At 40.7% G+C, this 24,973-nt stretch carries 18 protein-coding genes; all 18 read right to left on the reverse strand.

What is annotated here, in order from left to right; translation table 11 throughout:
• Positions 1–7: 7 nt before the first annotated feature.
• The gene (locus bhn_RS12625; RefSeq protein WP_071177030.1) at positions 8–880 is read right to left on the reverse strand and encodes an alpha-1,2-fucosyltransferase; all 873 of its coding nucleotides are present in this window, start codon (positions 878–880) and stop codon (positions 8–10) included.
• 34 nt (positions 881–914) lie between these two features.
• Positions 915–2,870 (reverse strand): asparagine synthase (glutamine-hydrolyzing), encoded by a 1,956-nt coding sequence (asnB, locus tag bhn_RS12630; RefSeq protein ID WP_071177031.1) that lies wholly within the window; start codon positions 2,868–2,870, stop codon positions 915–917.
• 11 nt (positions 2,871–2,881) lie between these two features.
• Positions 2,882–3,970 carry a hypothetical protein gene (locus tag bhn_RS12635; protein WP_071177032.1) on the reverse strand — a complete coding sequence of 363 codons (1,089 nt, stop codon included), beginning with the start codon at positions 3,968–3,970 and terminating at the stop codon, positions 2,882–2,884.
• A 16-nt stretch (positions 3,971–3,986) separates the two neighbouring features.
• Complete coding sequence (locus bhn_RS12640; RefSeq protein WP_236845927.1) at positions 3,987–5,405, reverse strand: MBOAT family O-acyltransferase; 1,419 nt, start codon at positions 5,403–5,405, stop codon at positions 3,987–3,989.
• A gap of 145 nt (positions 5,406–5,550) precedes the next feature.
• Complete coding sequence (locus bhn_RS12645; RefSeq protein WP_071177034.1) at positions 5,551–6,753, reverse strand: glycosyltransferase; 1,203 nt, start codon at positions 6,751–6,753, stop codon at positions 5,551–5,553.
• Positions 6,744–8,690, reverse strand: coding sequence for an asparagine synthase (glutamine-hydrolyzing) (gene asnB / locus bhn_RS12650; protein WP_071177035.1), 1,947 nt, complete (start codon positions 8,688–8,690; stop codon positions 6,744–6,746). The genes bhn_RS12645 and asnB (bhn_RS12650) overlap by 10 nt, the downstream gene beginning before the upstream one ends.
• 8 nt (positions 8,691–8,698) lie before the next feature.
• Entirely contained in the window at positions 8,699–9,808 is a 1,110-nt protein-coding gene (locus bhn_RS12655) for a glycosyltransferase family 4 protein (protein WP_071177036.1), read from the reverse strand.
• Between the two features lie 6 nt (positions 9,809–9,814).
• Positions 9,815–11,014: a glycosyltransferase gene (locus tag bhn_RS12660; RefSeq protein ID WP_071177037.1), complete on the reverse strand. Its 1,200-nt coding sequence runs from the start codon at positions 11,012–11,014 to the stop codon at positions 9,815–9,817.
• Entirely contained in the window at positions 11,014–12,456 is a 1,443-nt protein-coding gene (locus bhn_RS12665; protein WP_071177038.1) for a glycosyltransferase, read from the reverse strand. The genes bhn_RS12660 and bhn_RS12665 overlap by 1 nt, the downstream gene beginning before the upstream one ends.
• Positions 12,457–12,783: 327 nt before the next feature.
• On the reverse strand, positions 12,784–13,518 hold the full coding sequence (locus tag bhn_RS12670) for a DUF2334 domain-containing protein (RefSeq protein WP_071177039.1): 735 nt from the start codon (positions 13,516–13,518) through the stop codon (positions 12,784–12,786).
• A gap of 228 nt (positions 13,519–13,746) precedes the next feature.
• Positions 13,747–14,721 (reverse strand): SDR family oxidoreductase, encoded by a 975-nt coding sequence (locus bhn_RS12675; RefSeq protein ID WP_071177040.1) that lies wholly within the window; start codon positions 14,719–14,721, stop codon positions 13,747–13,749.
• A gap of 201 nt (positions 14,722–14,922) precedes the next feature.
• Positions 14,923–16,239 (reverse strand): nucleotide sugar dehydrogenase, encoded by a 1,317-nt coding sequence (locus bhn_RS12680; protein WP_071177041.1) that lies wholly within the window; start codon positions 16,237–16,239, stop codon positions 14,923–14,925.
• Positions 16,240–16,335: 96 nt separating this feature from the next.
• Entirely contained in the window at positions 16,336–17,433 is a 1,098-nt protein-coding gene (locus tag bhn_RS12685; RefSeq protein WP_083385987.1) for a glycosyltransferase family 4 protein, read from the reverse strand.
• A 2-nt stretch (positions 17,434–17,435) separates the two neighbouring features.
• Positions 17,436–18,431, reverse strand: a complete 996-nt coding sequence (locus bhn_RS12690) for an ATP-grasp domain-containing protein (RefSeq protein WP_071177042.1) — start codon at positions 18,429–18,431, stop codon at positions 17,436–17,438.
• A gap of 4 nt (positions 18,432–18,435) precedes the next feature.
• Positions 18,436–19,062, reverse strand: a complete 627-nt coding sequence (locus bhn_RS12695) for a sugar transferase (RefSeq protein ID WP_193399758.1) — start codon at positions 19,060–19,062, stop codon at positions 18,436–18,438.
• Positions 19,063–19,089: 27 nt separating this feature from the next.
• Complete coding sequence (locus bhn_RS12700) at positions 19,090–20,361, reverse strand: DegT/DnrJ/EryC1/StrS family aminotransferase (protein ID WP_071177043.1); 1,272 nt, start codon at positions 20,359–20,361, stop codon at positions 19,090–19,092.
• Between the two features lie 2 nt (positions 20,362–20,363).
• Positions 20,364–22,304: a polysaccharide biosynthesis protein gene (locus bhn_RS12705; RefSeq protein ID WP_071177044.1), complete on the reverse strand. Its 1,941-nt coding sequence runs from the start codon at positions 22,302–22,304 to the stop codon at positions 20,364–20,366.
• A 15-nt stretch (positions 22,305–22,319) separates the two neighbouring features.
• Positions 22,320–24,953, reverse strand: a complete 2,634-nt coding sequence (locus bhn_RS12710; RefSeq protein ID WP_071177045.1) for an O-antigen ligase family protein — start codon at positions 24,951–24,953, stop codon at positions 22,320–22,322.
• Positions 24,954–24,973 lie beyond the last annotated feature (20 nt).

Consider the following 24,973-nt stretch of genomic DNA (forward strand, 5'->3'; position numbering starts at 1 on the left):
CTTTTACTCAAATAGCCATCTTAGTCATGCGCTTGGTGTAGATATCATCCATATCGCGGTTGTTGATCCACTTCTCTGGAACAATAACGAGTTTTTCAGGTGAATCATTGAGCCATGCTGCCCACCAGCTAAATGAGCTGTTTGCAAGGATGTGATGCTTACATCTACTCATAAGAGTCATCTCAGCAATATCAGTCTTTTGACCCTCTTCAAGCTCGACTACTACGAAGTTTGGCCCAATAAAGTGTTCCTTACACCACTCTTTGTCATCAGTAAAGATGAAGAATACAGCATCTGAATGCTTACTTCTAACATGGTCGATAGCATTTTTGTAATATTTCTCGCTACAAAGATTATGAATACTTGCATGCTCTTCATCGATGTAATCTGTTCTGCGCACATGGAGACTTACTGACTGACAGCACTCAATCTGCTGAAGGATTGTCCAGCTTGTGGTGTCATTCATAAGATCCTGTGGTCTCTTCTCAAAAATTTTTCTAAGTTCTGCGATTACTTCTTCATTTTCAAAGTACTTGTCACTCTGCCAATAACCAACAAGGTAAGCGTCATCTTTTTCCAGTATCTCTGGATTGAACTTACCAGATTCCTCGTCGATCCTGAATGTCTTTCTACCTGTGAGCTTTCTTCTGATCCTGCTGAATATATCCATCTTGGAATCAGTAAGGGCGATGATCTCCTCATCGGTAGCTTTGTCGTATGTAGCTCCCCACCTGTCAAGAACAGGAACCCTAAGCTTGTCATTAACAAATCCTGTTGTATCGTCTATCTTGACCTCTTTGCCAAGCTTCTTAAGACTCTTATATAAAGCGTACTGAAACATCTGATTGCCAAGTCCGCCTTTAAGCTGAATGATTATCATAATTCCTCCATTATGAAAAGTGAACAAAACGTCATTATATTATACCATAATCTAGCCACTGCTCAAACATGAGTATGTACCATATCAGTGGCTGGTAGGTTCCGTCTTCACTCATAAAGTTATTCCAGATCTTATGTACTACTTCCGGATTTAAATATCCTTCTCTTTTAAGCTTATCCTCTGCTATCAGATCCTCAGCCCAATCTTTGAGTTCAGAAGTCTTTAGCCAGCTTCCGATAGGAATTGAGAAGCCCTTCTTTGGTCTATCCATAAGCTCCTTTGGAACATGACGATAGAGCACGTTTCTAAGGACCTGTTTGCCCTCGCCTGTCTTTTTATCACGTAAAAGACTTACTGGAAGACTCCATGCAAATTCAACCACGTCTGGATCAAGAAGTGGTATACGACTCTCAAGTGAAACAGCCATACCTGCTCTGTCCACCTTAACAAGAATGTCATCAGGATGATACATCTTCATGTCCATCAGCATGATGTCATGGTTTACTTCGGACAGAACGTCTTTTTCTGAAAGGCTGTATTTATAAGGCAGCATGATCTTGCTCTTTGCTACCTCCTTGGCAAATGGAACCATCTCGTACTGGATCCTATAGAGGTCTTCAGGGCTCTTTGCCTGCAAAAGACGCGCTTTATCCCTAAGGATCTCATCGCTGTGGGCTGCTCTTGAATGAGCAAGCATCTTACCAGCACCTTTTCTAAGGCCGACTGGAATACCCTTCATCTTGTTCCAGATCCTGTCTACAGATTCATAGGATCTGTATCCACAAAAGAGCTCATCTCCGCCGTCACCGGAAAGTGAAACTGTTACATGCTCTCTCGTCATCTTACTTACAAGATATGTAGGTATCTGTGATGAATCAGCAAAAGGCTCACCAAACATATGAGGAATATTAGGAATAACATCCTTGGCATCCTGCTCTGTTATGTAAAGCTCTGTATGTTCTGTTCCAAGGTGCGCTGCTATCTCTTTGGCTGCCTCAGCTTCGTTATACTTTGGATCCTGCATACCGATAGTGAAGGTCTTGACCTTTTCAGGGCTCACATCCTGCATCAGAGCAACAACAGTACTTGAATCAATTCCAGCTGAAAGGAACGCGCCAATAGGCACATCAGAAACAAGCTGTCCTCTGATGGACTCTTTTAATCTCTTTTCAAGCTCATCTGCTGCCTCTTCAGCAGTGCCCTTAAACTGGTTCTTTTGACCATTTATGGCAACTTCTCTGATATCGTAGTAGGTTTCAAAGCTATGCTCACCGCCAGATCTCTGAACACCAGTAATAACGCCTGTCTCATCATCTTCATGAACAGGTCTGAAATATGAAAATGGCGCAGACACCTTTAATATAGTTCCTGGCTCAAGCTTGTAAATATCTTGGTAAATAGTATATGGCGCAGGAATATAGCCATGGCAAAAATAGAGATTAAGTGCTTCTTCAAAAATACGGTTCTTGAAGCCCTCGATAGCTCTTATGGCTGATATTTCTGAAGCAAATACAAAATTGCCATTTACAAAGCCGTAGTAAAGCGGTTTCTCACCAATCCTGTCTCTTGCAAGACTGATTTCATGAGTTTCCATATCATAAACTGCAAGAGCAAACATGCCCTTACAAAACTTAAGTGTCTCAGTAATTCCAAGATGCTCGATTGCTTCTAAGAGGACCTCTGTATCAGAAGTTCCTCTAAAGCTTGTAACATAGCCCTTTTCCTTAAGAAGATCTGCAAGCTTGTCAGCGTTATAGATTTCTCCATTGTAGACAATGACTGACTTGCCACTTCTGGATACCATAGGCTGAGATCCATTCTGGGACAGATCTCTTATAGCAAGACGCCTGTGCCCAAACCAAACCAGGTCCCCTGGGCTATTCCAAATATCACCTGCATCAGGTCCTCTGTGAATAAGGCGTTCGTTCATTCTTCGTATATTCTTTTCACCATTACTATTGTAGCCGCATAGGCCTGCGATTCCGCACATATTATTCCCCTTTAGCCAATAAGTGAATTGTAATCAAAGTTTTCGAGGAGCTCTTTCTCTTTAGCAGAATACTCTTCGACATTATCCTTAGTGATGCGGTACTCTGACTCTGCGCCAGAAACCTCGCATTCACCGATCTTTTGGATGATCCAGGAATTCACATCCTCATCATAATGAGCTGGATCTCTGTATCTATCAAGATCTGTAGTTATGTCTGTTGCCATTGTAAAACTATAAACGTGAATGTTGTCATATTCAAGCATCATATCTATAGCCTGTCTCTTGTACTCAAGCTCTTTTGACAGATTCCCCTCTTCTCTTATGATTCCGAAATAATCCATGGAATAAGGTGGGAAGAAATAAAGGAATGTGGTCTCCGGATGCTCTTTGGCCATGCTGATAACGTTGTATTCTATGTTGCCTGTAAGCATGTTAGTTTCATCTTCAGTCGCCTCATTTATAGTAACTGGATCCGCAAAGCTTGTTCGTCCATTGAGCACGACTGCGCTGTCAAAGGTGTTCCTGCTTGCGGTATAGCTGTAGGAATCAAAGCTTGTGTGTCCACCTTCCTGGCCTTTTAAGTATCTTAATAGGATTGGAAGCGTGTAGTTTACTATGGCATCTCTGTTTAAAAGATATTTTACATCATCAAAAGGATTCCTATTAGTAAGGTAGTCCGGATACTGTCCCATATCAAGTCTGAGCTCATCCTTATCCCTTACAAGTAGCGAATAATCAAGACCTCTAAGGACATACTTTGGTGAATGCCCGCTGTTAAAAGAGGCTTTTAGATTTTCTTCTATCTCTTTATAGGTTGCCCCGGAAAATGTGACTTTAATTGAGTTTGTTCCAAATACTGAGTCAAATTCTGAAGCAGAGAAATTCTCGCACATGGAAGTGCCTGTTATGATGGCATCATAATCAAAATGTCTGGTGATTCCGTCGTTTTGGTAGCGCTGTTCCTCAAGATCATAATAGAAATAATCTCTTGGACTCCTGTAATGGAAAAAAGGATCTGTCCAAAAGACACATCCTGATAGTACTAAAAGCGCCGCAAGGCACATTATGATTATTGAAGCAAACCACTTTTTTCCGCTCATATCCGATCCTGTAAAACTAGAAATTAAAATACAAAAATGTTGAAACTGAGCTAAGTGAAATAATGCAGATCACTAATATCACCCAGGTAAACACTAAACTTACTACATTTCTCTTATATGTTCTCTCGTAGTTATTTGGAAAGAGAAGGCATATAAGCAGTGCTGCCAGCATTATCAGGACAAGTCCTGCCCAAAGGGCCATATTGTCATCTGCCGGAAGCCTAAGTATCTGAAGCACATATCTAAACTTAGGAATCCTGAAGTTTTCCAGGATATCCTCTCTTACATCGAGGTTTAATACAAAAAGTCTCTTAAGAATCTGAACCCACATTGTCACGCTGTCTGCTCTAAAGAGTAGCCACGTAACATTAAGGAAGGCAAAGGTTACGATCCACTGAACAGCCTTTATAAGGCCACACAATACTTTTCCAAAAACTCCTGTAATACCTTTCGCAGCGCCAAATATCTTTTTGTAGATTCCAGAAGTGAGCTTATTAAAGCACTGGGCTACTCCATGGAGTATACCCCAAAGAATAAACGTCCAGTTGGCTCCATGCCAGATACCGCTCACAAGAAAAACTATCATAGTGTTGAGATAGGTCCTTGCCTTACCTTTTCTATTGCCTCCAAGAGGAATGTAGATGTAGGTCGTAAGGAACCTTGTAAGTGTCATGTGCCAGCGCTTCCAGAAATCTGCTACAGAAAGGGCCTTGTAAGGGGAATTGAAGTTCATTGGGATCTTGAGGTTAAACATCTGTCCCAAGCCTGTAGCCATGTCGCTGTATCCGCTAAAATCAAAGTATATCTGGAATGTGTAAGACAGCATCAGGATAATGATCTCAGCTCTTGTAAGAGCGCCTTCCCCTACTGCTATCTCAGAGGCTTTGGATATTGCTATATCAACCGCCCCTCCAAAGGTATCAGCTATGAGGATCTTCTTTGCAAGACCTCTTGCAAACATCATGATTCCCTGTGAAAGATTGTCAAAATTCACATGGTGCCTTACTTCATCTCTAAACTGAGGCACAAGCTCTGAATGGAGAACGATGGGTCCTGCTACCAGCTGAGGGAAGAAGGATACAAAGAGAGCATATTCAATAAATGAATATCCTGCTGCTTCACCTCTATAGGCATCCACAATGAATGAGATCTGCTGGAAGGTAAAAAAGCTGATTCCAAGAGGAAGTGTAATATTCCTCAGGATAAAATCTGTATTGAATGCGTGATTTATATTGTCTATAAAAAAGTCAAAGTACTTAAAATAAAAGATAAGTCCCACATTGAACAAAAGAGCCAGTGTCAGAAGAAGCTTTCTTGAAGTATCTTTTACACCTTTCCTGTTCATGAACCTGTATGCGCCATAGTTTACAAGTATGCTGGCGCAGATGATAGGAAGATATCCTATGTTAAAGTACCCATAAAACCAAAGGCTCATCAGTAAAAGAAAGCTCTGAGCGAGCTTTTCTTTTTTGAAATGGTGTAGCCCAAAGTATCCCAGCAGAGTAATGGGCAGAAAACACAATATAAAGATATATGAATTAAATTGCACTGCTTCTCACACTGCCTTTCTAAGTTACAAATTACTTTTTAAGTATTTCTTCAAAGTATTCTTTCCACTGACTGTTTATCTTGTCAGGGCTGTACTTCTCTCTAACGTATGCAGCATTATCAGATAGCTTCTTAGAAAAGTCTCTATCTGTAATGACTCTCCTTAGAGCATTAGCAAGCTCTTTTACCATCTCCTCATCTGATGCCATAGGGATCAAAAGTCCATTCTCGCCATCAGTAATAAGGTCTCTAGGGCCGCCGCATGGACAGTCCGTAGATATACAGGTAAGTCCCAAAGCCATGGCCTCTATCAAGGCATTTGGCGAGCCTTCCTGCTTGGATGTCAGCACGAATATCTCTGAAGAGCCGATATGATCAGGTACATCACTGACATTGCCTTTAAAGATCACCTTTTCATTATCTAAAAGGCCAAGCTCTTTGGCTTTTTCTTTGAACTTTTCTCTTGACGGTCCATCGCCGTAGAGAACGAGTCTATAATCATCAAACTCTTTTGAAATCTCTGCAAAGGCTTTTATCAAAAGGATCTGATTCTTGTTGTCATCAAGTCTTCCTACCGACACGATCTCTTTTGCCCTGTCCTCAAAAGGAATGATGCTCCTGGTTATAAAGTCCGGATGAACTGAGTTTGGAAGTATCTTTGTCTTAACATTTCTTCCAAAATATTCCGCAGCGCCTGTAGTCTGAACCACAACGCCTGCTGCCTTTGGAAAATAGTGCCTCATAGAAATATTAAGTATTTTAGAAGCATACTCCCTTGAGGGATTAGACCTCACTGATACCACAACCGGAATTCCCAGTGATCTTGCGCTCTTGATGGCCATAACATTATTCTTTCCAAGGAAAGATAGAATGATATCTGGCTGTATCTGTTTCCAGATGTTTTCAAGTATCTGAACTCTGTTGCGCAGGTTAGCGAGTCTTCCGCCTCTGTTCTCTAATGTCAGAGCTGAGAACACTCTGGCGATACCATCTTCTGACTTGTTGATCCAGACTTTTTTCTTTTTGTCGTCTGGATTAAGGACCTCGATTTCGCTGCAGCCTTCCTTGGCTTCCTTGTACCAGGTTCCATCAGGAAGTTCATACTCATCGTCAGCAAGATATGTGGTGACCATGGTAACCTTGTGGCCTTCATTGTAAAAATACTCAGCCAGGTTGCACATAACCCTTTCTGCGCCGCCTTTATTCAGTGAGCCAATGTACATTGCTATATGCATAGATACCTCTCATACCACTGCTGGAAAATGTAGAAGGACCAGGCAATCTTACTGTAGTTTGCGCCAGTAGCTGGGCCAGCATCTCCATTAACAATATAGTTATCTATATACTTTGATACAAAATCCGCATCAAATATGCCCTGTTTCTTAAGGTAATCTACATTACTATAATCAAGGAGCTGATCCTTTAATGGTCCGCGAAGCCACTTATCCATAGGAACGCCAAAACCAGTCTTTGGTCTTTCTAAAAGCTCCCTTGGAATATAGTCATATGCAAGATCCTTGAGAATGTGCTTTTTATCTCCTTTGTGATACTTGAAGCTATGTGGGATTCTGAAGGAATACTCCATAACCTCTGTATCCATGATAGGGCACCTGTTCTCAAGGGAATACTTCATAGAAGCTCTATCCATCTTGACTAAAATATCATCAGGAAGATAGGTGTCCATATCAAGAAGCATTCTTCTGATCTGATAATTCTTAACGTTGTACAGGCTCTCAATAGGATAGAGAACCGGTTGCTGATTTGAAGGATTGTTATAGTCAGTCTTTAAATATTCCATGGCTGTCATTGGAATATCAAAGGCTGGAATTCCTGATACAAATGCATGAGCTGATGTGATATATCCGCTTGATACCAGCTGAGTCTTGGTCTCATGGTCTCTGTTGCCAGCTACCACCTTTACTCTAAATGGCATCTTGTCAATAAGCTTGCCACTTCCAAGTGGGAGCTTACCAATTGAATTTACCATATGTCCTGGCGCATTTAAGAGCTGCGCTGTTCTGACATTGTCATAAATGTTGTAACCGCAAAAGAACTCATCTCCTCCGTCACCAGAAAGAGCTACTGTAACATCTTTTCTGGCAAGCTTACTTACAAGCATAGAAGGGATCTCAGAGTTATCAGCAAATGGCTCATCGTAGTACTGAGCGATGCTGCTGACCTGATCAAACATCTCTTTTTCTGTAATGTAGAGCTCTGTGTGATCAGTTCCAAGATGCTTTGCTATCTCTGTTGCATATTCAGCTTCGTTGTAGCTTGGAACATCAAATCCAATACAGAAGGTCTTTACCGGTCTGTCTGAGTGTTCCTGTGCGATAGCTGTAATAAGCGAAGAATCATATCCGCCAGAAAGAAAAGTTCCAAGAGGAACATCAGCGATCATCCTGGATGCAACTGATTTCTTTAATCTCTCCTTAAGGCCTGCCTTAGCTTCTTCATAGCTTTCGATCTGATCCTTTGACTTTTCAGCGTAGACTTTTTTAACATCCCAGTACTTCCACTTGGTTATCTCACCATGGTGGAATCTAAGAATGCCGCCTGCTTCAAGCTTATATACATCGGTAAAGATAGTCTCTGGTGCAGCAATGTACTGCTGATAGAGATATCTTGAAATAACCTGCTTTCTGATCTCAGGTTTAAATCCTGGGCACTTCATAATAGGCTTAAGTTCTGAACCAAATACGATATTCTCGCCATCGACCCAGTAAAAGAGTGGTTTCTTACCAATCCTGTCTCTGATAAGGAATATCTCGTCTGTCTCTCTGTCATAAAGGGCAATGGCAAACATTCCATGGATATGGTCTACCATATCGATTCCCCACTTGAGATAGGAGGCGATGATGACCTCGGTATCGCAGTTTGATCTAAAGGTATAATCTGATAGTTCCTTTTTGAGTTCAAGGAAGTTGTAGATCTCACCATTAAATACGATAGAGACTCTGCCATTTTCTGAATGCATAGGCTGATGTCCAAGTGGAGAAAGATCCTGAATTGCAAGTCTTCTCTGAGCAAAGCCTATCACATAATCATTTGTACCGTCATAAAGCTCAACACCACTGTCATCTGGTCCTCTGTGTATCATGGTGTCGTTCATAGTCCGGAGTTCGTCTTCTGTTATTCTCTTTTTTGAAACATATCCGCAAATACCGCACATAATCTAGGTCAATCCTTTTTATCTTTAACTATTTCTTCCAGATAATCTCTCCACTGTTCAAATACAGTCTGAACATTGGCAATCTCTGAAACCTTTGATGCTTCTTTTCCAAATCTTTCTGCAAGCTCTTTATCTTCAATAAGTTTGCAGATCCTGTCTGCAAGAGCCTCATGGTCACCTACAGGTACAAGGAAGCCATTTTCACCATCTCTTATTACCATCTTTGGTCCGCCAGGAGGGCAGTCTGTAGAAACTACAGGCATTCCCATAGCCATAGCTTCCAAGAGGGAATTAGGAAAACCTTCATAGTCTGAACTATAGGCATAAACCTCTGCCTTAGGTATTTCCTTATCTATCTCATTGCAGCTTCCCATGAGAAATACGCAGTTTTCTAAATGGTGTTCTGCAATCTTTCTTTCTACCTTTTCTCTTGTTCCGTCAAAAGAATCAGGTCCGTAGATCTTGAGCACGTAATCAGGGTGCTTGTCATGAACTATAGCAAAGGCATCAACCAGCATCGGATGATTTTTGAAATCTACGATCCTTGCATGGTTTACCACAACCTTTTCTTTTACTTCAGGTCTCTGCACACCAATAAACTTTGGATTTAATGGATTCATGATGATCCTTGAGTTCTCCTGAAGATATGGTTTAAAGAACTCTCTTTGTTGCTGAGTCTGGAATACACAGCCTGCAGCCCTTGGAAAGAGCCATTTTATCTGTATCTTATCCGAGAAGGAATCATAAAAACCTATAGGATTGATCCTGATAGAAATTACTGTAGGTATTCCAAATCCCTTATTAGCCATAAGCGCCCTGTAGTTTGCTCTGTGAGCAAAGGCAACAAGCACATCCGGTCTGTATTCCCTAAGAAACTCTTTAAGGTACTTAACTCGTAAAAGGAACTTAGTAACTCGCCCTTTCTTTTCATCAGTATCCTTGAGGCCTACATGGACTCTTGTGACTCTCTGGTCAAGCTCGTATTCATTTTCATCGTACCATTCAGTCGCAACGTAAACCTTATAGCCCTCCTCTGCAAACTTATTTGCAAGGTTTGTGACTACTCTCTCTGCGCCGCCCTGAACCAGGCAGTTTAAATGGAAAGCAATTGTTTTCATAAAATATCACTCATATCTTTTAAATATTTCATGAGCGCTTGCCTGATATTTTTCAGGTGTATAGAAAAGCGCTCTCTCGTATGCTTTTTCTGAATAGTGCTTCATTTTTTCATCACTATCCAAAAGAGCTATGATCTGATCCGCAAGAACTCTTTCTTCATCAGAAATATCTTCCGGATCCATGTTTACTTCTTCGCTCATATCAGGAACGAGAATACCAAATTCGCCTTCAATCGGCTTTGTTATGCTGTCACCATTTGGAATTTCTTTTATCAAAGCATTGTACTGATCCTCATTCAAAAGAATCTCTCTAGGTCCAGTTTTACAATCTGCAGAGATCAGAGGCTTTTTAAGTGCCATTGCCTCTAAGACTGCATTTGGAAAGCCTTCGTGGTTGGAGCTGCAAACGTATACATCTGACTTAGCCACATATGGGAACGGGTTTTTTCTAACCCCTGGAAAGGCCACCTTTTCTTTTATTCCAAGGCTCCAAGCCATATCTCTATAGTCTGACCAGTCACCAGCTCCAAGAACAATAAGTCTTGCTTCCGGATGAGCCTTTTCAACAAGATAAAAAGCTTTGACAAGGTGCCAGATTCCTTTGATGTAGTCATTTCTTCCCATGCAGGAAATGACTTTAACATCCGGCTCATTAAATGGATAATCCTTTATCTCCTCAGCGCCTTTATCCTGCACATCACTTACATCAAGGGGATTGTAGATATAGGTGCTTCTGTTATATGAATATTCTCTTTCAAGCTCTCTAACAATTTCTTTGGAGCATGATAAGACCTGATCTGATCTGTTGCAAAAAAGTCTGACATTCTTCTTGTTGTCCATATCTGTCTGGCAACGCAGTCCCGTAAGCACCTTTTCTTTTCCCTTAGAAAGGACATTTACGTAATTGGCCGAACTTCCAAAGCTGTAAGAAATATCTATGCCAAGATCTTTTTTGACCTTCTTGGTCTTTTTGACTCTTTTAAGGACATTTATAACTTTATTAACTATTCCCTTTTGTGCAGGCACGTCAATATCAATGACATCCAGACCTGTGATATCAAAATTGATATCTTTGGAGCTGAATATCAAAATGTGGACGTTATAAAATTCCTGCATGAGTCTTGCAGTCTTGATGCAGACTCTTTCGAAGCCTCCCTGATGGAGCATTGGTACCATCAAAAGGAGATTCTTTTTTTCTGAACTCATTAAAAATGTCCTCTTTCATAAAAATAAGCCATCATCTTTGCCTGAGACTTTACGTCAAATCCGGCATGCTTTAGTTTACTCAAAATATAAGCAGAAGAACCCTGCCTGTCTCCAATAGAAAAGCCTTCTGACTTCTTTGGCTGTTTACTTGAATCAGCTACATTTAATTTCTCAAAACCTGTTCCTTCATCAAGGCTGTCAAAGTCTGGAGTTTCTTCTGTCTCAAACACGCTCTCTCTGCGCTCTCCTGCAATTGCTGTAAAAGTCTGATTGAGCTTCATCTCTTCAGATAACGGATCACTATGGTAGTCCTCATGAAGCATGAGATCATCCAATATCTTTCTAGCCCAGTCTCTAGGCTCTGACTTAATGCTTCGCATAGAAACAAGCTCTGTAACGTCTACTTCAGGAGTGACTGCATCAGAAACAAGGCACTGAAGCCCTGAAGCCTGTGCTTCTATTACGCTTCCCGGAAGCCCTTCGTATCTTGAAGGGAAGCAGAAATAGTCCATGGCCTGATAGTAATCGCTGGCATTACTCTTATTGCCTGCAAATATACATCTATCGTATATATGTAATGATTCAGCCTTCTTTTTCATCTCCTCCATGAGAGGGCCCTTACCAAGCATCAAAAGACGTATTCTCATGCCGTGAAGCATGCTGAATCTGTTATTGTCGTCATTATCAAGCATTCTGCAAAGAGCTGCGAATACTTCTAAAAGGAACTCATGGTTCTTGGCATATCTAAAGCTTCCAACGTGACCTATAACAAGAGCGTTGGAGATACCAAGTTCAGCTCTTATGGCATTTCTCTTTTCCTCATTGTATGCAAATTTCCTAAGGTCTATGGCATTAGGAATAATTCGCACATTTCCAGCATTGACTAATGTATCTCCAAATACTGAAATGCCGGCTTCCTTGGAACAAGCGAAATTATAATCAGTAATGCCTTCCTTGTGAAGCGGAGTTCTCAGAAATCTTGTTGCTATTCCTTTAATGCCCTGATCAACTCCAGCGCTTCTGGCGTGGGCGATACAGATTGGAACACCAGCCTTCTTGGCAATTGGAAGATAAAGAGCTGCTGTACTGGTCATATGGCCCTGAACTACCTTCCATTCATTTGGATGTTCCTTAAAGAACTGTTTAATAGCTCTTTTGTACTCCACAACATTGGTTCCTACAAACTTAGGGAGGCAAAATATCCTTCCTCCCAATTTCTTTACGCTATTATCAAAATAGTCCGGCTCTCGAACTGCCATGAGTTCATCAGAAGTCGGACTTTTCTTTCCAGTTTTTTCAGGTGAATAGTGCACAAGAAAATCGAACTGAATCTTGTCTCTATCCATATTTCGATATAGATCAATTATACGGCATTCCGCGCCGCCAACTCCAAGTCCCCCCAGAACATGAAGCACTCTTATCTGTCCATATCCTTCTTCCATATTGGCTCCCCGTGTAGGTGCTCTATGGCGATAGGTTGTGTATAGAAGTGATTGGTGCTGTGTAAAGCATCTTGGGCACGCTTCCGCTCCGTACTCCTTGGTAACGGCACATAAGCTTCTAAAAAACAGAAGCTAAGTGCCGACCAGGAGTAAGGGCCTCAAGATTGCTTCACACAGGCCCGCAATCACATTTACGTCACGATCAATAAGCCATAGATCACATATCAACTAATAATTCAAAAATAAAAAGTGGTTACTAACTTTAAAAATCAACTAAAAGCAACAGCCGATTTATAAAGTAATCCGTACTACCTAATAATAAGATTATCACTTGCGATATCTAACTATTAAGTATTTGGTTTTAGCAAGTAAATACTCGCTAAGATTTTTAAATAAATTCCGACTTTCTATATTATACTCAAAAAAGTCAGAATAAGAAACTACTGTAGTTTTTTCGAATAGTTTTTCAAAGGATTGGAAATCTTTACATTCCATGGTGTTAGCATGGTACACGAAGGTGGTAATACCGTTACTTGAGTCTTTGATGCTCTTTGACTTCTGCATGGATATTGGGTAAAAGGTTATTCCGTCTCTTTTATAAGGCTTTTTGCCAAAGCCGTCGGTTACTTTGGTAAAGCCGTTAGCCTTAAGGGCTTTTAAGGTGTTTTTGTCATAGGAATGGGAGGGTGCCATGAACATGTCTGTATGGATGCCGTGGCTTTCAAGGATTTCTTTTCCCTTTTTGATCATTGAATCCTGAGTAGCATAGTCAAGACCTGCAAACTCAGATTTCATGTTCAGCGGAAAAAGACCACCTTTCTTAGTAGTATACAGGTGATTTAAACCGTGCATAGCAACAATCCATCCCTGATCCTGAAGTTCCTTTACATAATCCCAGAAATCAGCTCTAGAATCATTAAGTTTAAGCTTGCTATCTCCATTGTCAGGAACAATACCAATTAAAGGCTTAACCTGATGCTTATCTAATATCTCTTTTACCGTATTAAATTTGCTCCAGTCCATATCTGGAGTTATGTCATCCAATCTTATCGTAATATACATATCTGCACCTATTTTTATGAATAAAAACTAGATAATTGTACCTATACTTATACATAAAACGAGGGGATGTGAATGTGTATATGTTCACTTTGGGGCTTTAAAAAACGTCAGTACAAGACGGCGTCTTTTGACGTCTATGTACTGCTACGTTTTTTACAGAGCGAAAGCGTCCCCAATGTGGATATATACACATTCACATCCCCACCTATTAGTCATAACCTTTCGGTATCACAGATTTTCCTTATACCAGTCAATTGCGAGCTTGATTCCGGCCTTGAAGTCGAATGATGGATCATAGCCAAGGTTCTTACGTGCTTTTGAAATATCTGCGTTAGAGTCTCTTATATCTCCTGCTCTTGGTGGTCCGTAGATTGGTTCTACGTCAAGTCCAAGTGCATCTGTAAGATGATGATATACATCGATGAGATACTCTCTTCCGCCAGCTCCGATATTGTAAGCTTCACCGGCTGCTTCTGAAGGAGCAAGGCAAGCTCTAAGGTTACCCTCGATTACGTTATCAACATATGTAAAGTCTCTTGACTGCTTACCGTCACCATTGATCGTAGGTGTCTCACCGTTCATGAGCTGCTTTAAGAACTTAGGAATAACAGCTGCATATGCGCCATTAGGATCCTGTCTTCTACCGAATACGTTGAAATAACGAAGTCCGTAAGTATCTAAGTTATAAAGCTTCTTGTAAAGCTTACCATACTCTTCGTCAGTCTTCTTGGTAAGTGCATAAGGAGATAAAACATTTCCTTCATGACCTTCCTGTTTTGGAAGAGTAGTTGAATCACCATAAACTGAAGAACTTGAAGCATATACAAACTTCTTAACACCGTTCTGTCTAGAAGCTTCCATCATGTTAAGAGTTCCTCTGATGTTGATCTCCTCATAGAGAAGAGGCATCTCAATACTTCTTGGAACACTTCCCCATGCAGCCTCATTAAGTACATATGTAACGCCTTCAGTTGCCTTCATGCAAGCATCCAAATCTCTTATATCTTCCTGAATAAAAGTGAATTTTGGATTATCCATAAATGGCTGTATATTTTCAATATGTCCTGTAGAGAGGTTATCCATACATCTAACTGTATAACCCATATCAAGTAATGCTTCACAAATATTTGATCCAATAAAACCGGCTCCACCAGTTACAAGGAACACACTATCTGGATCAAACTTTAACTCTCTAAAACTCATTGTTCTATAAATTTCCTTTCAATACACAGATTTATCTAAATAAACTAAGTGCAATAAGGACTTTGCGAGCCTTTGAATTCGTCGGTACTTATGTCATGTCCTTTATGACATTAGTACCGTTACGAATTCAACGGAGCGAAAGCGTCCGCAAAGCATTATGCACTGTTTATTTAGATAAATCGTTCGTTTCCAAAGCGTAAATTACAGTCTCCAATAATTATACTCAGGAGAATTATAGTCGTTCATGTTGTAGATGCCCTTAAGGTCCATGAATACTTTTGTCTTGTGCGCAGGATTGAAGAACTTAGCGATATCTGCTGGCTTGTAGTTCTCAAATTCCTTGTGTGCTACAGCTACGATAACTGCATCCATATCCTTTACTGCATCCATAGTCTCGAACTCGATACCGTAAAGTCTCTTAGCTTCATCTGAATCAGCTTCTGGATCTACAACTACTGGAGTGATTCCATACTCACCAAGCTCGTTGTAGATATCGATAACCTTAGTATTACGTGTATCAGGGCAGTTCTCCTTGAATGTGAATCCGAGGATAGCTACCTTTGCATTCTTAACTGCAATGTCATTTGCGATAAGATTCTTTACGCATGACTCTGCGATATATTTACCCATATCATCATTGATACGTCTACCTGAAAGAATGATCTGTGAGTGGTATCCAAGCTCCTCAGCCTTGTATGTAAGGTAATATGGATCTACACCGATGCAGTGTCCTCCTACAAGACCTGGACGGAATGGAAGGAAGTTCCACTTTGTGCCTGCTGCCTCAAGAACGCTCTTTGTATCGATATCCATCTTGTGGAAGATCATTGAAAGCTCGTTCATGAAAGCGATATTGATATCACGCTGTGAATTCTCGATAACCTTTGCAGCCTCAGCAACCTTGATTGACTGAGCCTTGTAAACGCCTGCAAGTGCAACGAGGCTATATACGTTTGCAATCTCTTCAAGAGTCTCTTCATCCATACCTGAAACGATCTTGGTGATAGTATCAAGTCTGTGTACCTTGTCACCTGGGTTGATACGCTCTGGTGAATAACCAACCTTGAAGTCTACGCCGCACTTAAGGCCTGACTCCTGTTCAAGAATAGGTACGCAGATGTCTTCTGTTACTCCTGGATATACTGTTGACTCGTAAACTACGATGCTTCCCTTTGTAAGGTACTTACCAAGTGTATGGCTGGCGCCCTCTACAGGTGAAAGATCTGGTGTATGATCATCATTAACTGGTGTAGGTACAGCAACTACGTGGAACTTACATTCACGAAGCTTTTCTGGATCTGCTGTGAACTCTACTGATGTCTCCTTTATAGCCTCATCACCAACTTCTCTTGTAGGATCGATTCCTCTCTTGTAAAGATCAACCTTGGCAGCATTAAAATCATAACCTACTACCTTGATCTTCTTGGCATAAGCAACTGCGATAGGCATTCCTACGTAGCCAAGTCCTACAAGTGATAATTTCTCTTCTCCTGAGAGAAGCTTTTCATATAAACTCATGGTGTTTCCTCCACACAAAAAATTCATTCAAAAAACTTTTTCTTTCACATACGTCAATATTATACTACGCATGTCAAACCAATATATTATATAGACTTAAAGTCGCCCTAGTTCTTCTTTGTAAGCATTTATAACTATATTACGATCAAAATGATCTTCTATATACTTCCTGCCCTTTTTGCCCATTTCACTTCTCTGTTCCTTGGTAAGAGCAAGCATCTTTTTAATGGCATCTATGAGAGCTTCCTTGTCCTGCGACTTGAACGCCATTCCAGATACGCCATCTTCAAAAGTCTCAATACATCCGTGAACATTACTAGCAAGAACCGGTCTTCCGCAAGCCGCTGCCTCCAAAAGAACATTTGAAAGTCCCTCATGATATGAAGGATGAACTATCACATGGCTCTTTGCCATAACAGGTTCAACAGTGTCCAAATGTCCGTAATACTTTAAAAGTCCCTGCTTCTCAAGATCTTTTATCTGTTCCTCGTACTTGTCTCTCTCATCCTCTTCAAACTCTCCGACAAGCTCAAAGTGAACATTAGAGTTAGAACCACCGACGACCTTGGCAGCATTAAGATATTCCTCAATGCCCTTATCTCTCATAACTCTTACTACAGCAAGGAGTCTGATTCCATCCTCTTCAGAAGGGTAATCTCTAAACGGATGTTCAGTCAGATTTACTCCAGAACCTGGAAGGAGTCCTGCGTTATCCTTTGCAATTCCATGCTTTTGCATGAAATCCATGTTCTTTTCATTTTGGAAAAAGACCTTTTGTGCTCTTCTAAGTGATGATGAATACATCTTGATCAGTATCTTACTGAGCATTCCGCCATTTTCTATGGCAGTTCCAAGGCCTGTAATATTGCTGATATAAGGAACCTTGAGGATCTTAGCAGCCATAGCTCCATATATATTAGGCTTTATGGTATATGTAAGAACAACCTGTGGCTTTTCTTTTCTGATCATAGAAAGATATGTGTTAAAAAGCTTTATATCCTTTGCAGGATTCATACCATGTCTATCAAGCGCTGTTTCTATGATCTCTACGCCCAGTCCCTCAAGTTTTTTGCAATTTTCATCAGATGGGACTGACACAACAACCTGATGTCCCTCTTTTATAAAGGACTCCACCAGCTCTTTTCTGAACAGGTATAGTCCATTAGCATAATTGGTCAGGATCAATATTTTCATGATCAAACTTCTTTCATTCTCTCCTGGAGATTATCAAGAGTATCGATAACCACGCTGTCATACATCATCATTACAACATTTTCGTTGTACTGGCCTATCTGCTGCTTGTTAGCTTCTTTTTCCATGACATTCCTGTAGATGAATGAAGGGAAGTCTACACCTGCGCCATATGCGTGGAGATAAGCTCCGCCAAATCTAGGATTGATCTCAGAGAGATAGTACTCTCCATTCTGGAAAAAGAGATCCATATCAAGAGGTCCGTTAAACTTAAAGACCTTCATAGCGTCTTTTACAAATTCAAAAAGCTTCTCATCCTTGAAGGAAATAGTCTTGTTGGCTCCGCCGATAGTTGTTGAGATCTTTTTCTTAGAAAAGATTGCAATGACTTCGCCGCTTACAGTATCAACGTAAAGGTCTGCATCCATATCTTTACCTGTCATAAGCTCCTGGATGATAAGCTCTGGGCTTCTCTCCATAACTTCTTTTAACAGTTCATAGGACTCAACCCTTCTGGCTCCTACGCTTCCGCTACCAGTTCTAGGCTTAACAAATACTGGAAGACTGATCTTTCCTTCTTTGTAATCCTTATCAAAATCTTCGAAAGTGCCATAAGTCTTGACTGTTCTGACACCTTTCTCACTAAGATATTTGAACATCTCATACTTATCAAAGCAAAGGTCTGCAGTCTCCTTGTAAGGAGCAAGAACTTCAACTCCAAGCGCCTCGAACTCTGCTCTGTGATCTGCAAGAATAGAGATCTCAGGATCGATAAGTGTTGTGATCGCATTGATCTTCTCTTTTTTACAGATATCAAGGATCATAGGAATATAGTTCTCATCTGTAATAAGAGGCACCTTGTAGCTCATATCTGAAAATGCAAGAGCTGGTGCATAAGGGCTGTTATCTGTAACAACTATACGAACCTTGTCTCCAAGTGTTTTTCTAAAATCTTTTAAAAGCTCGCAGCGTCTTCCTACGCTACAAAAAAGAATGTTCATTACTTTACTCCTTTGGTTTAGTGCCGGTAAATGCCTCCATTGTGGCATCCGTCGCACTATTTATATCATTATGTCTAAACACGACTGCAACAGTCATGAATACGATCTTAAGATCCATCAAAAAAGAAATGTGATTTACATAAAATACATCTTTTTCAAATCTGTCTTCCCAGCTAAGAAGATTTCTTCCATTGACCTGAGCCCATCCTGTAAGGCCTGGTCTCACATCATGCCTGTGCCTTTGTTCCTCATTGTAAAGAGGAAGGTACTTAACAAGAAGTGGCCTTGGACCAACAAAGCTCATGTCACCTTTAAGGATATTGAAGAACTCTGGAAGTTCATCAAGGCTTGTTGCTCGTAGCTTTTTGCCAAATTCCGGAAGTCTGTCTTCATCTGGAAGGAGATTACCATCTTTGTCTCTTGCATCTGTCATGGTCCTGAACTTGTAAAGGTTAAATACCTTCTCATCCTTACCAGGTCTTGGTTGTCTGAAGATAACCGGGCTTCCAAGCTTGACTCTTACAAGAACAGCCACAATAAGATAAAGCCAGAAAAACAATACTATCACCACAAGTGACAGCAAAATGTCTATTATTCTTTTTACATACTTTGAATATATGGTATTCTTCATGTTCTTATTCTCTTTTGCACTATAGCTTTATTCAAAGCACTTCTTTATTACTTCAATGATCACATCCTGCTGCTGTGGTGTCATCTTATTATCACTTGGAAGGCAAAGACCTCTTTCAAAGATATCTGCTCCAACATCTGTAAAGCCTGTCTCCTTGATGTATGCGTTACTTCTGGCTCTTCCATTTCCTGATACTGTAATAAAAGCATTCATTCTATAAATAGGCTGCATGTGCATTGGCTTCCAGATTGGTCTGCCTTCTGCGTTGATGGCTGCAATTGCTTCAAGGATCTGTGTTGGGCAGCTCTTACCAGGCTCTGAAACATAGAGTACATCCTTCTCGCCTCTAACCTGCTTGCACATAGCCTCTTTGTCGATAATAAGGCATGATAGCCAGAAGTTTGGCTCACTGTTTGCTTCATCAAAAGGATTCATCTTGACAGGAAGATCCTTAAGACCTTCTTTGTATCTGTTGTAGATTGCCTTTTTCTGAGCAATATGCTCCTCAAGATGAGGAATCTGGCCTCTTACTACGCCGGCAATAACATTACTCATGCGGTAGTTGTAACCAATTTCTTCATGCTGATACCAAGGTGCATCTTCTCTGGCCTGAGTTGACCACTTACGTACCTTGTGCGCATCTTCAATATTGTTTGTAAGGAACATTCCTCCTGCTGAACCAGTGATGATCTTGTTTCCGTTAAAAGAGATGATTCCATAATCACCAAAAATACCAGTCTGCTTGCCCTTATATGTTGCTCCGAGAGACTCAGCAGCATCCTCAACGATGAGAGCTCCGTGCTGATCACAGATCTTTCTGATCTCATCAACCTTACCTGGAGTTCCGTAAAGATGAGCGATCACTACGAGCTTAACATCAGGATATATCTCAAAAGCCTTCTCTAAAGCCTTAGGACACATATTCCAGGTATCTGCCTCTGTATCAATATAAACAGCTTCGCCACCTTCGTAAGCAACAGGATTAACTGTGGCATCAAAGGTCATATCTGAACAGAAGACCTTCTTTCCTTCTAAGACGCCATGTCCAGTCCTTGGCTGGCCATAGAGTCTTTCTCCTGCAAGCTTGATTGCAAGATGAAGAGCAGCAGTACCAGATGAAAGAGCTACAGCGTCTTTACATCCAATCTTTTCTGCGATCATTTTCTCAGATTCATTTATATTGGCACCTACAGTAGACATCCAGTTTGTCTCATAGGCTTCCTGCATAAATTTAAGCTCATCGCCGTGCATTGTAGGTGATGAAAGATATACTTTCTTTTCAAATGGCTTGATTTCCATAATTACTCCTCGTTTATCTTTTCAGCAGCTTTTTTGAGAGCTTCCATATGTTCCTGAGTTTTATCTTCTTCATTATCTGTAGGATGATATGTTGTAACTATCTCCTGCACAAGGCTCTTTATCTCTGGTGACTCAGCCCTTGCGGCCTTATGAAGTCTTTCAAGTCCTGTAAAGAACTTCATCTCATCAAGTTCAATAGGCTTGCCGATGTGGATCATCTTGTTGGCTGTATCCTGAAGGCCTTCTTCATCCATGAGCATCTCTTCGTAGAGCTTCTCACCAGGTCTAAGTCCTGTAAATTCGATCTTGATATCTTCGCCGACCTTGTAGCCAGAGAGCTTAATAAGGTTCTCAGCAAGATCAAGGATCCTTACTGGTTCTCCCATATCAAGGACGAATATCTCGCCGCCCTTTGCAAATGCTCCAGCCTGAAGCACAAGTGATACCGCTTCAGTGATAGTCATGAAGTATCTGATGATGTTAGGGTCTGTAACAGTTACAGGTCCTCCTGCAGCAATCTGCTTTTTGAAAAGAGGGATAACTGAACCGTTAGACCCAAGTACGTTACCAAATCTAACTGCTACGAACTCTGTGTCGTAATGCTTATTAAAGGTCTGAACGATCATCTCACAGATACGCTTGCTGGCACCCATAACGTTTGTAGGGTTAACAGCCTTATCTGTTGAGATGAGTACAAATTTCTTGGTCCCATTCATGGCTGCTGCCATTGCTGTCTTCCAAGTTCCGAATACGTTATTCTTGATAGCCTCTCCTGGGCTGTCTTCCATGAGAGGTACATGCTTGTGAGCAGCTGCATGATAAACGATCTCAGGCTTGTACTGCTCAAATATTGTATTTACTCTAAGAGTATTTCTAACAGAAGCAATAAGGACTACCAGATCAAGGTCTGGGTACTTGCTCTTAAGCTCCTGCTGGATGTCATAGGCATTGTTCTCATAGATATCAACAATGATAAGTCTCTTTGGCTTGTGACCAGCTATCTGTCTGCAAAGCTCTGATCCGATGGATCCGCCGCCACCAGTTACCATTACTGTCTTGCCGCTAACATAACCAGCGATAGAATCAAGGTCTACAGCGATAGGATCTCTGCCTAAAAGGTCTTCTACTTCTACATCACGAAGTCTTGATACATTAACTTCGCCGTTTACAAGCTGATACATTCCTGGAAGGGAACGAAGCTTACAATCTGTGTTCTTACAGATCTCAAGGATCTTTTTAAGTTCCTGTCTTGAAACAGAAGGAATAGCAACAATGATCTCATCAATATCATAAAGATCAGCACATTCAACGATTCTGTCTCTACCACCAACTACTCTGATACCCTGGATGTACTTGCCCCATTTGTTGGTATCGTCATCGATGATACATTTGATGGACATTGTTGAATAGTTACTTGTATTGATATCCTTGATGATGATATTGGCAGCTTCACCAGCTCCAATTATCATAACGGCTTTGCTGTTATTCTTGTTCTCAGCTCTATTCTTGTGGCTTCTAAGGAACCTGTATGAGAATCTGCTGATAAAGATAAATGTTATCAGAAGGAATGTATACAGGAAGTAGTAGCTCTGTGGAACTGGCTGATCTGCAGATTTAAAGAACTGAAGACCGATGGCATTAACAATTCCAGAAAGAACACATGCCATTACCAGGTTCTGCATCTCTCTTTCGCCGGCGTATGCCCACAAGCTGTCATAAAGCTTAAACAGATAAAAGATCAAAAGAGTGATCGCAATATTTATAAGCAAAAATGTAGTAACAGGATCAAGGAAGTGATCTGGAATACTTCCGATCTTGAACTCATATCTTATGAGGATTGCAACATAACTAGACATGATTATGCTGAGCACATCATAAATGATAAGTCCTGTTCTTCTATATAATTTTTGATAATTAAATGGTTCCTTACTCTTCTTGTTCATAGCTCGATTCCATCGTTATTTTTTCTGTAATGATCTGAACATAAGTGGCGCAATTGACAACATAAGCGCCTGTGTCATTGGATTACTAAACATAAATACCCATTCACTGATGCCTGCAAAGGCAAAGCCAACTATAACAGCAAATGGAAGGAGAGCCAACGGCTCTTTTGCATGGTCAGTTCTGTAGTAATGAACTCCCCAGATCATTCCGAACACAATAAATATCACAAATAGGATTCCAACAATGATTCCATGATCGTAAGCCACCTGAATATAGGTGTTATGCGCATGTACTGCGATCTCACCGTTAGGAAGTGGCGCTCCCATCTCATCGTGTCCTGTCATATTGAGTTCTTGTATATAAGACTTGAAAATAGTGATTCGTCCGTTTGAAAGCACATCTATTATGTTGGATGAATCTACATATTCGTTTGGCTGTTCTGTAAGGGCAAGGACTGCAATTTCTGCCCCTGTAAGGTGCGTGCTTGCAAGCATGTTGTCATCTGACTCAATGATGTTGTAGCCATATTTTTGCTGCTGCTCGTCACTACCCTCATATGGATTTCCATAGTAATCAAGATAAGGATCACCATTTCCATTCATATCGTAGTTGTAATAATCATTTGGATAGTCGTAATCACTTACGTCCATTCCCAATATCTTGTCACTAAAGAGATTTACAAATCTCTCTATGCACATGAAGTTTGAATTGCCCCAGGAAGCGCCGCCTCTTACGAACTCATCTGCATCATCGATAACGTAAAATACAGGATCAGCCGTCATAGCTGGCACGATTCGCTGAAGTGTAAATGCTGCCGGGAAGCAGATCAAAAATGCCGCCACCATAACAGCAACCATACGGATGAACTGCTTCTTGTGGTAAACACTTGTAACTATAAGCACTGCCAATGTACATACACCAAGTGCAAGTATTGCTGTTCTGGATACTGTAAATATCGCGTAGGCAGATATCCATCCAAATAGTATTATCTCCTTCCAGGCTGAGAAGAAGACTTTTTTCACACCTATCCCATTAGGGAGGGCTACTATCTTGGCTGTCAAAAGAACTGCTGCCACAGCTCCCATAAATGTAAAGTATTCAGCTGTTACTGTCACTGTATGGAACAAGAATCCGAATCTGCCGCTCACGTAACCTGTAAAGTATCTGTGAAGAAGGCTAAATATGAGTGATATTGCAAAATTAGTCATGAGTCCGCCGGATACTATCTTGATCCAGTCTGCTCTATTTTTCCATACAAAAAGTCTGATGTATAAAACTGTAAATATGACAGCAAGAGCAACGCCCCACCATCTTGTATTTCTCATAATGACAATAGCTGCAAGGAAGACTATTACCGCAAAGCCATAAGTAGAGAGTCTGAGTCTTTTATCAGAGCTACTGTGCTCATTATATCTCTTTGCCTTTACTGCGTTAACAACAAGTCTTATGAGATTTAATACGATAACACCACCAAGGATCACGATCATGATTCCATACTTAAGGATCGCATTGTGGAGATCATATTCTTTTTCTGTATCAGGTAAGAGGTGGCTGTAATAATAGTGAATTCCAAAAATAGTTGAACCAATAGCCCATACTAAGTTGTACAGATTCACAACCTCTTTATAGCTAAATGTAAGTATGATCATAATAAGGAGCCATATGACCATTCTGCGCTCTGACATTGTGTGATAGATATCATACAGGTCATTCATATAGGTGCAGGCATACCAGATTGCCATAGCCATAGAAAACATCATCGGAATATAAACAAGCTTATTGTTCCTACTGATATTTTCCCAGAATGACACGCCTTCTTCATGCTTTATTACTTTGTGATTAACTGCATAAAGGGCCATTCCAGCTGTAATGATAAGACCTATCTCGTAAAAGATGATATCTGCCACTCTAAGATCAAAGATCTTGAGCGGGAATACCATGATCATCAAAACACCAAACACCAATATGATCAAAGGATTTACGATCGTCTTAATTGCCTGCTTGACTGTAACTAAGTTGTTTCTACCTGGTCTTAATCTAAAATACAGGTATATAAATGCCTCTAACAATGCCGTGATCATGATGATCATAGCCATCAGCTTAACTGATGCCAGCTTGGATATTGGAAGCCTATAGTTATATCTTGCTGCAAGATGCCTGCCTGGTCTCTCCTGACCATTTACATATACAGAACCCACATAGCCAGATCCATCAGGAACTGATTCAAGAGATGGATAATACTTGGATCTGCAGCCCTCAAGCTTAAGGTAATAGTTCTTGCCAACTTCCATGTTGTACTCAAATGGGATATTCACATACCCTGGAAGCTCAAGTCCTTCCGTATCTACGTAGACCTTCACGAGGTTGGAATAAAATTCATCCGTGATAGTGGCACTAACGTATCTGCCTTTTTCTACCTCATCTATATATACGTCGATGGAATTAAGTCTGTCATACTGTGATACAAACTGTTGCATCAAAGTATTTTCAAAGTTAATTTCTTCTCTCTCGGAAAGAATATCTCCTCCAGGAGAAGTCTCAAGGACAGATGTCCACATTCTGATAGGCCAGATGCTAAGGATACATATAAGCGCAATCAGCATGACTACTGCCATGCACGCTGTTTTTTTATCTATAACTTTTCTCATCTATCTAAAGGTCATTTCCT

This window comes from Butyrivibrio hungatei, assembly GCF_001858005.1.
Classification (GTDB): Bacteria; Bacillota; Clostridia; order Lachnospirales; family Lachnospiraceae; genus Butyrivibrio; species Butyrivibrio hungatei.

What these genes read in the sequence shown, in the direction of transcription:
- bhn_RS12645 (WP_071177034.1), bottom strand. Translation starts at nt 6,753, where the DNA reads ATGCATATAGCAATGTACATTGGCTCACTGAATAAAGGCGGCGCAGAA.
- asnB (WP_071177035.1), bottom strand. Translation starts at nt 8,690, where the DNA reads ATGTGCGGTATTTGCGGATATGTTTCAAAAAAGAGAATAACAGAAGAC.
- bhn_RS12670 (WP_071177039.1), bottom strand. Translation starts at nt 13,518, where the DNA reads ATGTATATTACGATAAGATTGGATGACATAACTCCAGATATGGACTGG.
- bhn_RS12665 (WP_071177038.1), bottom strand. Translation starts at nt 12,456, where the DNA reads ATGGAAGAAGGATATGGACAGATAAGAGTGCTTCATGTTCTGGGGGGA.
- bhn_RS12635 (WP_071177032.1), bottom strand. Translation starts at nt 3,970, where the DNA reads ATGAGCGGAAAAAAGTGGTTTGCTTCAATAATCATAATGTGCCTTGCG.
- asnB (WP_071177031.1), bottom strand. Translation starts at nt 2,870, where the DNA reads ATGTGCGGAATCGCAGGCCTATGCGGCTACAATAGTAATGGTGAAAAG.
- bhn_RS12640 (WP_236845927.1), bottom strand. Translation starts at nt 5,405, where the DNA reads ATGAGCCTTTGGTTTTATGGGTACTTTAACATAGGATATCTTCCTATC.
- bhn_RS12660 (WP_071177037.1), bottom strand. Translation starts at nt 11,014, where the DNA reads ATGAGTTCAGAAAAAAAGAATCTCCTTTTGATGGTACCAATGCTCCAT.
- bhn_RS12705 (WP_071177044.1), bottom strand. Translation starts at nt 22,304, where the DNA reads ATGAACAAGAAGAGTAAGGAACCATTTAATTATCAAAAATTATATAGA.
- bhn_RS12655 (WP_071177036.1), bottom strand. Translation starts at nt 9,808, where the DNA reads ATGAAAACAATTGCTTTCCATTTAAACTGCCTGGTTCAGGGCGGCGCA.
- bhn_RS12685 (WP_083385987.1), bottom strand. Translation starts at nt 17,433, where the DNA reads ATGAAAATATTGATCCTGACCAATTATGCTAATGGACTATACCTGTTC.
- bhn_RS12710 (WP_071177045.1), bottom strand. Translation starts at nt 24,953, where the DNA reads ATGAGAAAAGTTATAGATAAAAAAACAGCGTGCATGGCAGTAGTCATG.
- bhn_RS12700 (WP_071177043.1), bottom strand. Translation starts at nt 20,361, where the DNA reads ATGGAAATCAAGCCATTTGAAAAGAAAGTATATCTTTCATCACCTACA.
- bhn_RS12690 (WP_071177042.1), bottom strand. Translation starts at nt 18,431, where the DNA reads ATGAACATTCTTTTTTGTAGCGTAGGAAGACGCTGCGAGCTTTTAAAA.
- bhn_RS12680 (WP_071177041.1), bottom strand. Translation starts at nt 16,239, where the DNA reads ATGAGTTTATATGAAAAGCTTCTCTCAGGAGAAGAGAAATTATCACTT.
- bhn_RS12695 (WP_193399758.1), bottom strand. Translation starts at nt 19,062, where the DNA reads ATGAAGAATACCATATATTCAAAGTATGTAAAAAGAATAATAGACATT.
- bhn_RS12675 (WP_071177040.1), bottom strand. Translation starts at nt 14,721, where the DNA reads ATGAGTTTTAGAGAGTTAAAGTTTGATCCAGATAGTGTGTTCCTTGTA.
- bhn_RS12625 (WP_071177030.1), bottom strand. Translation starts at nt 880, where the DNA reads ATGATAATCATTCAGCTTAAAGGCGGACTTGGCAATCAGATGTTTCAG.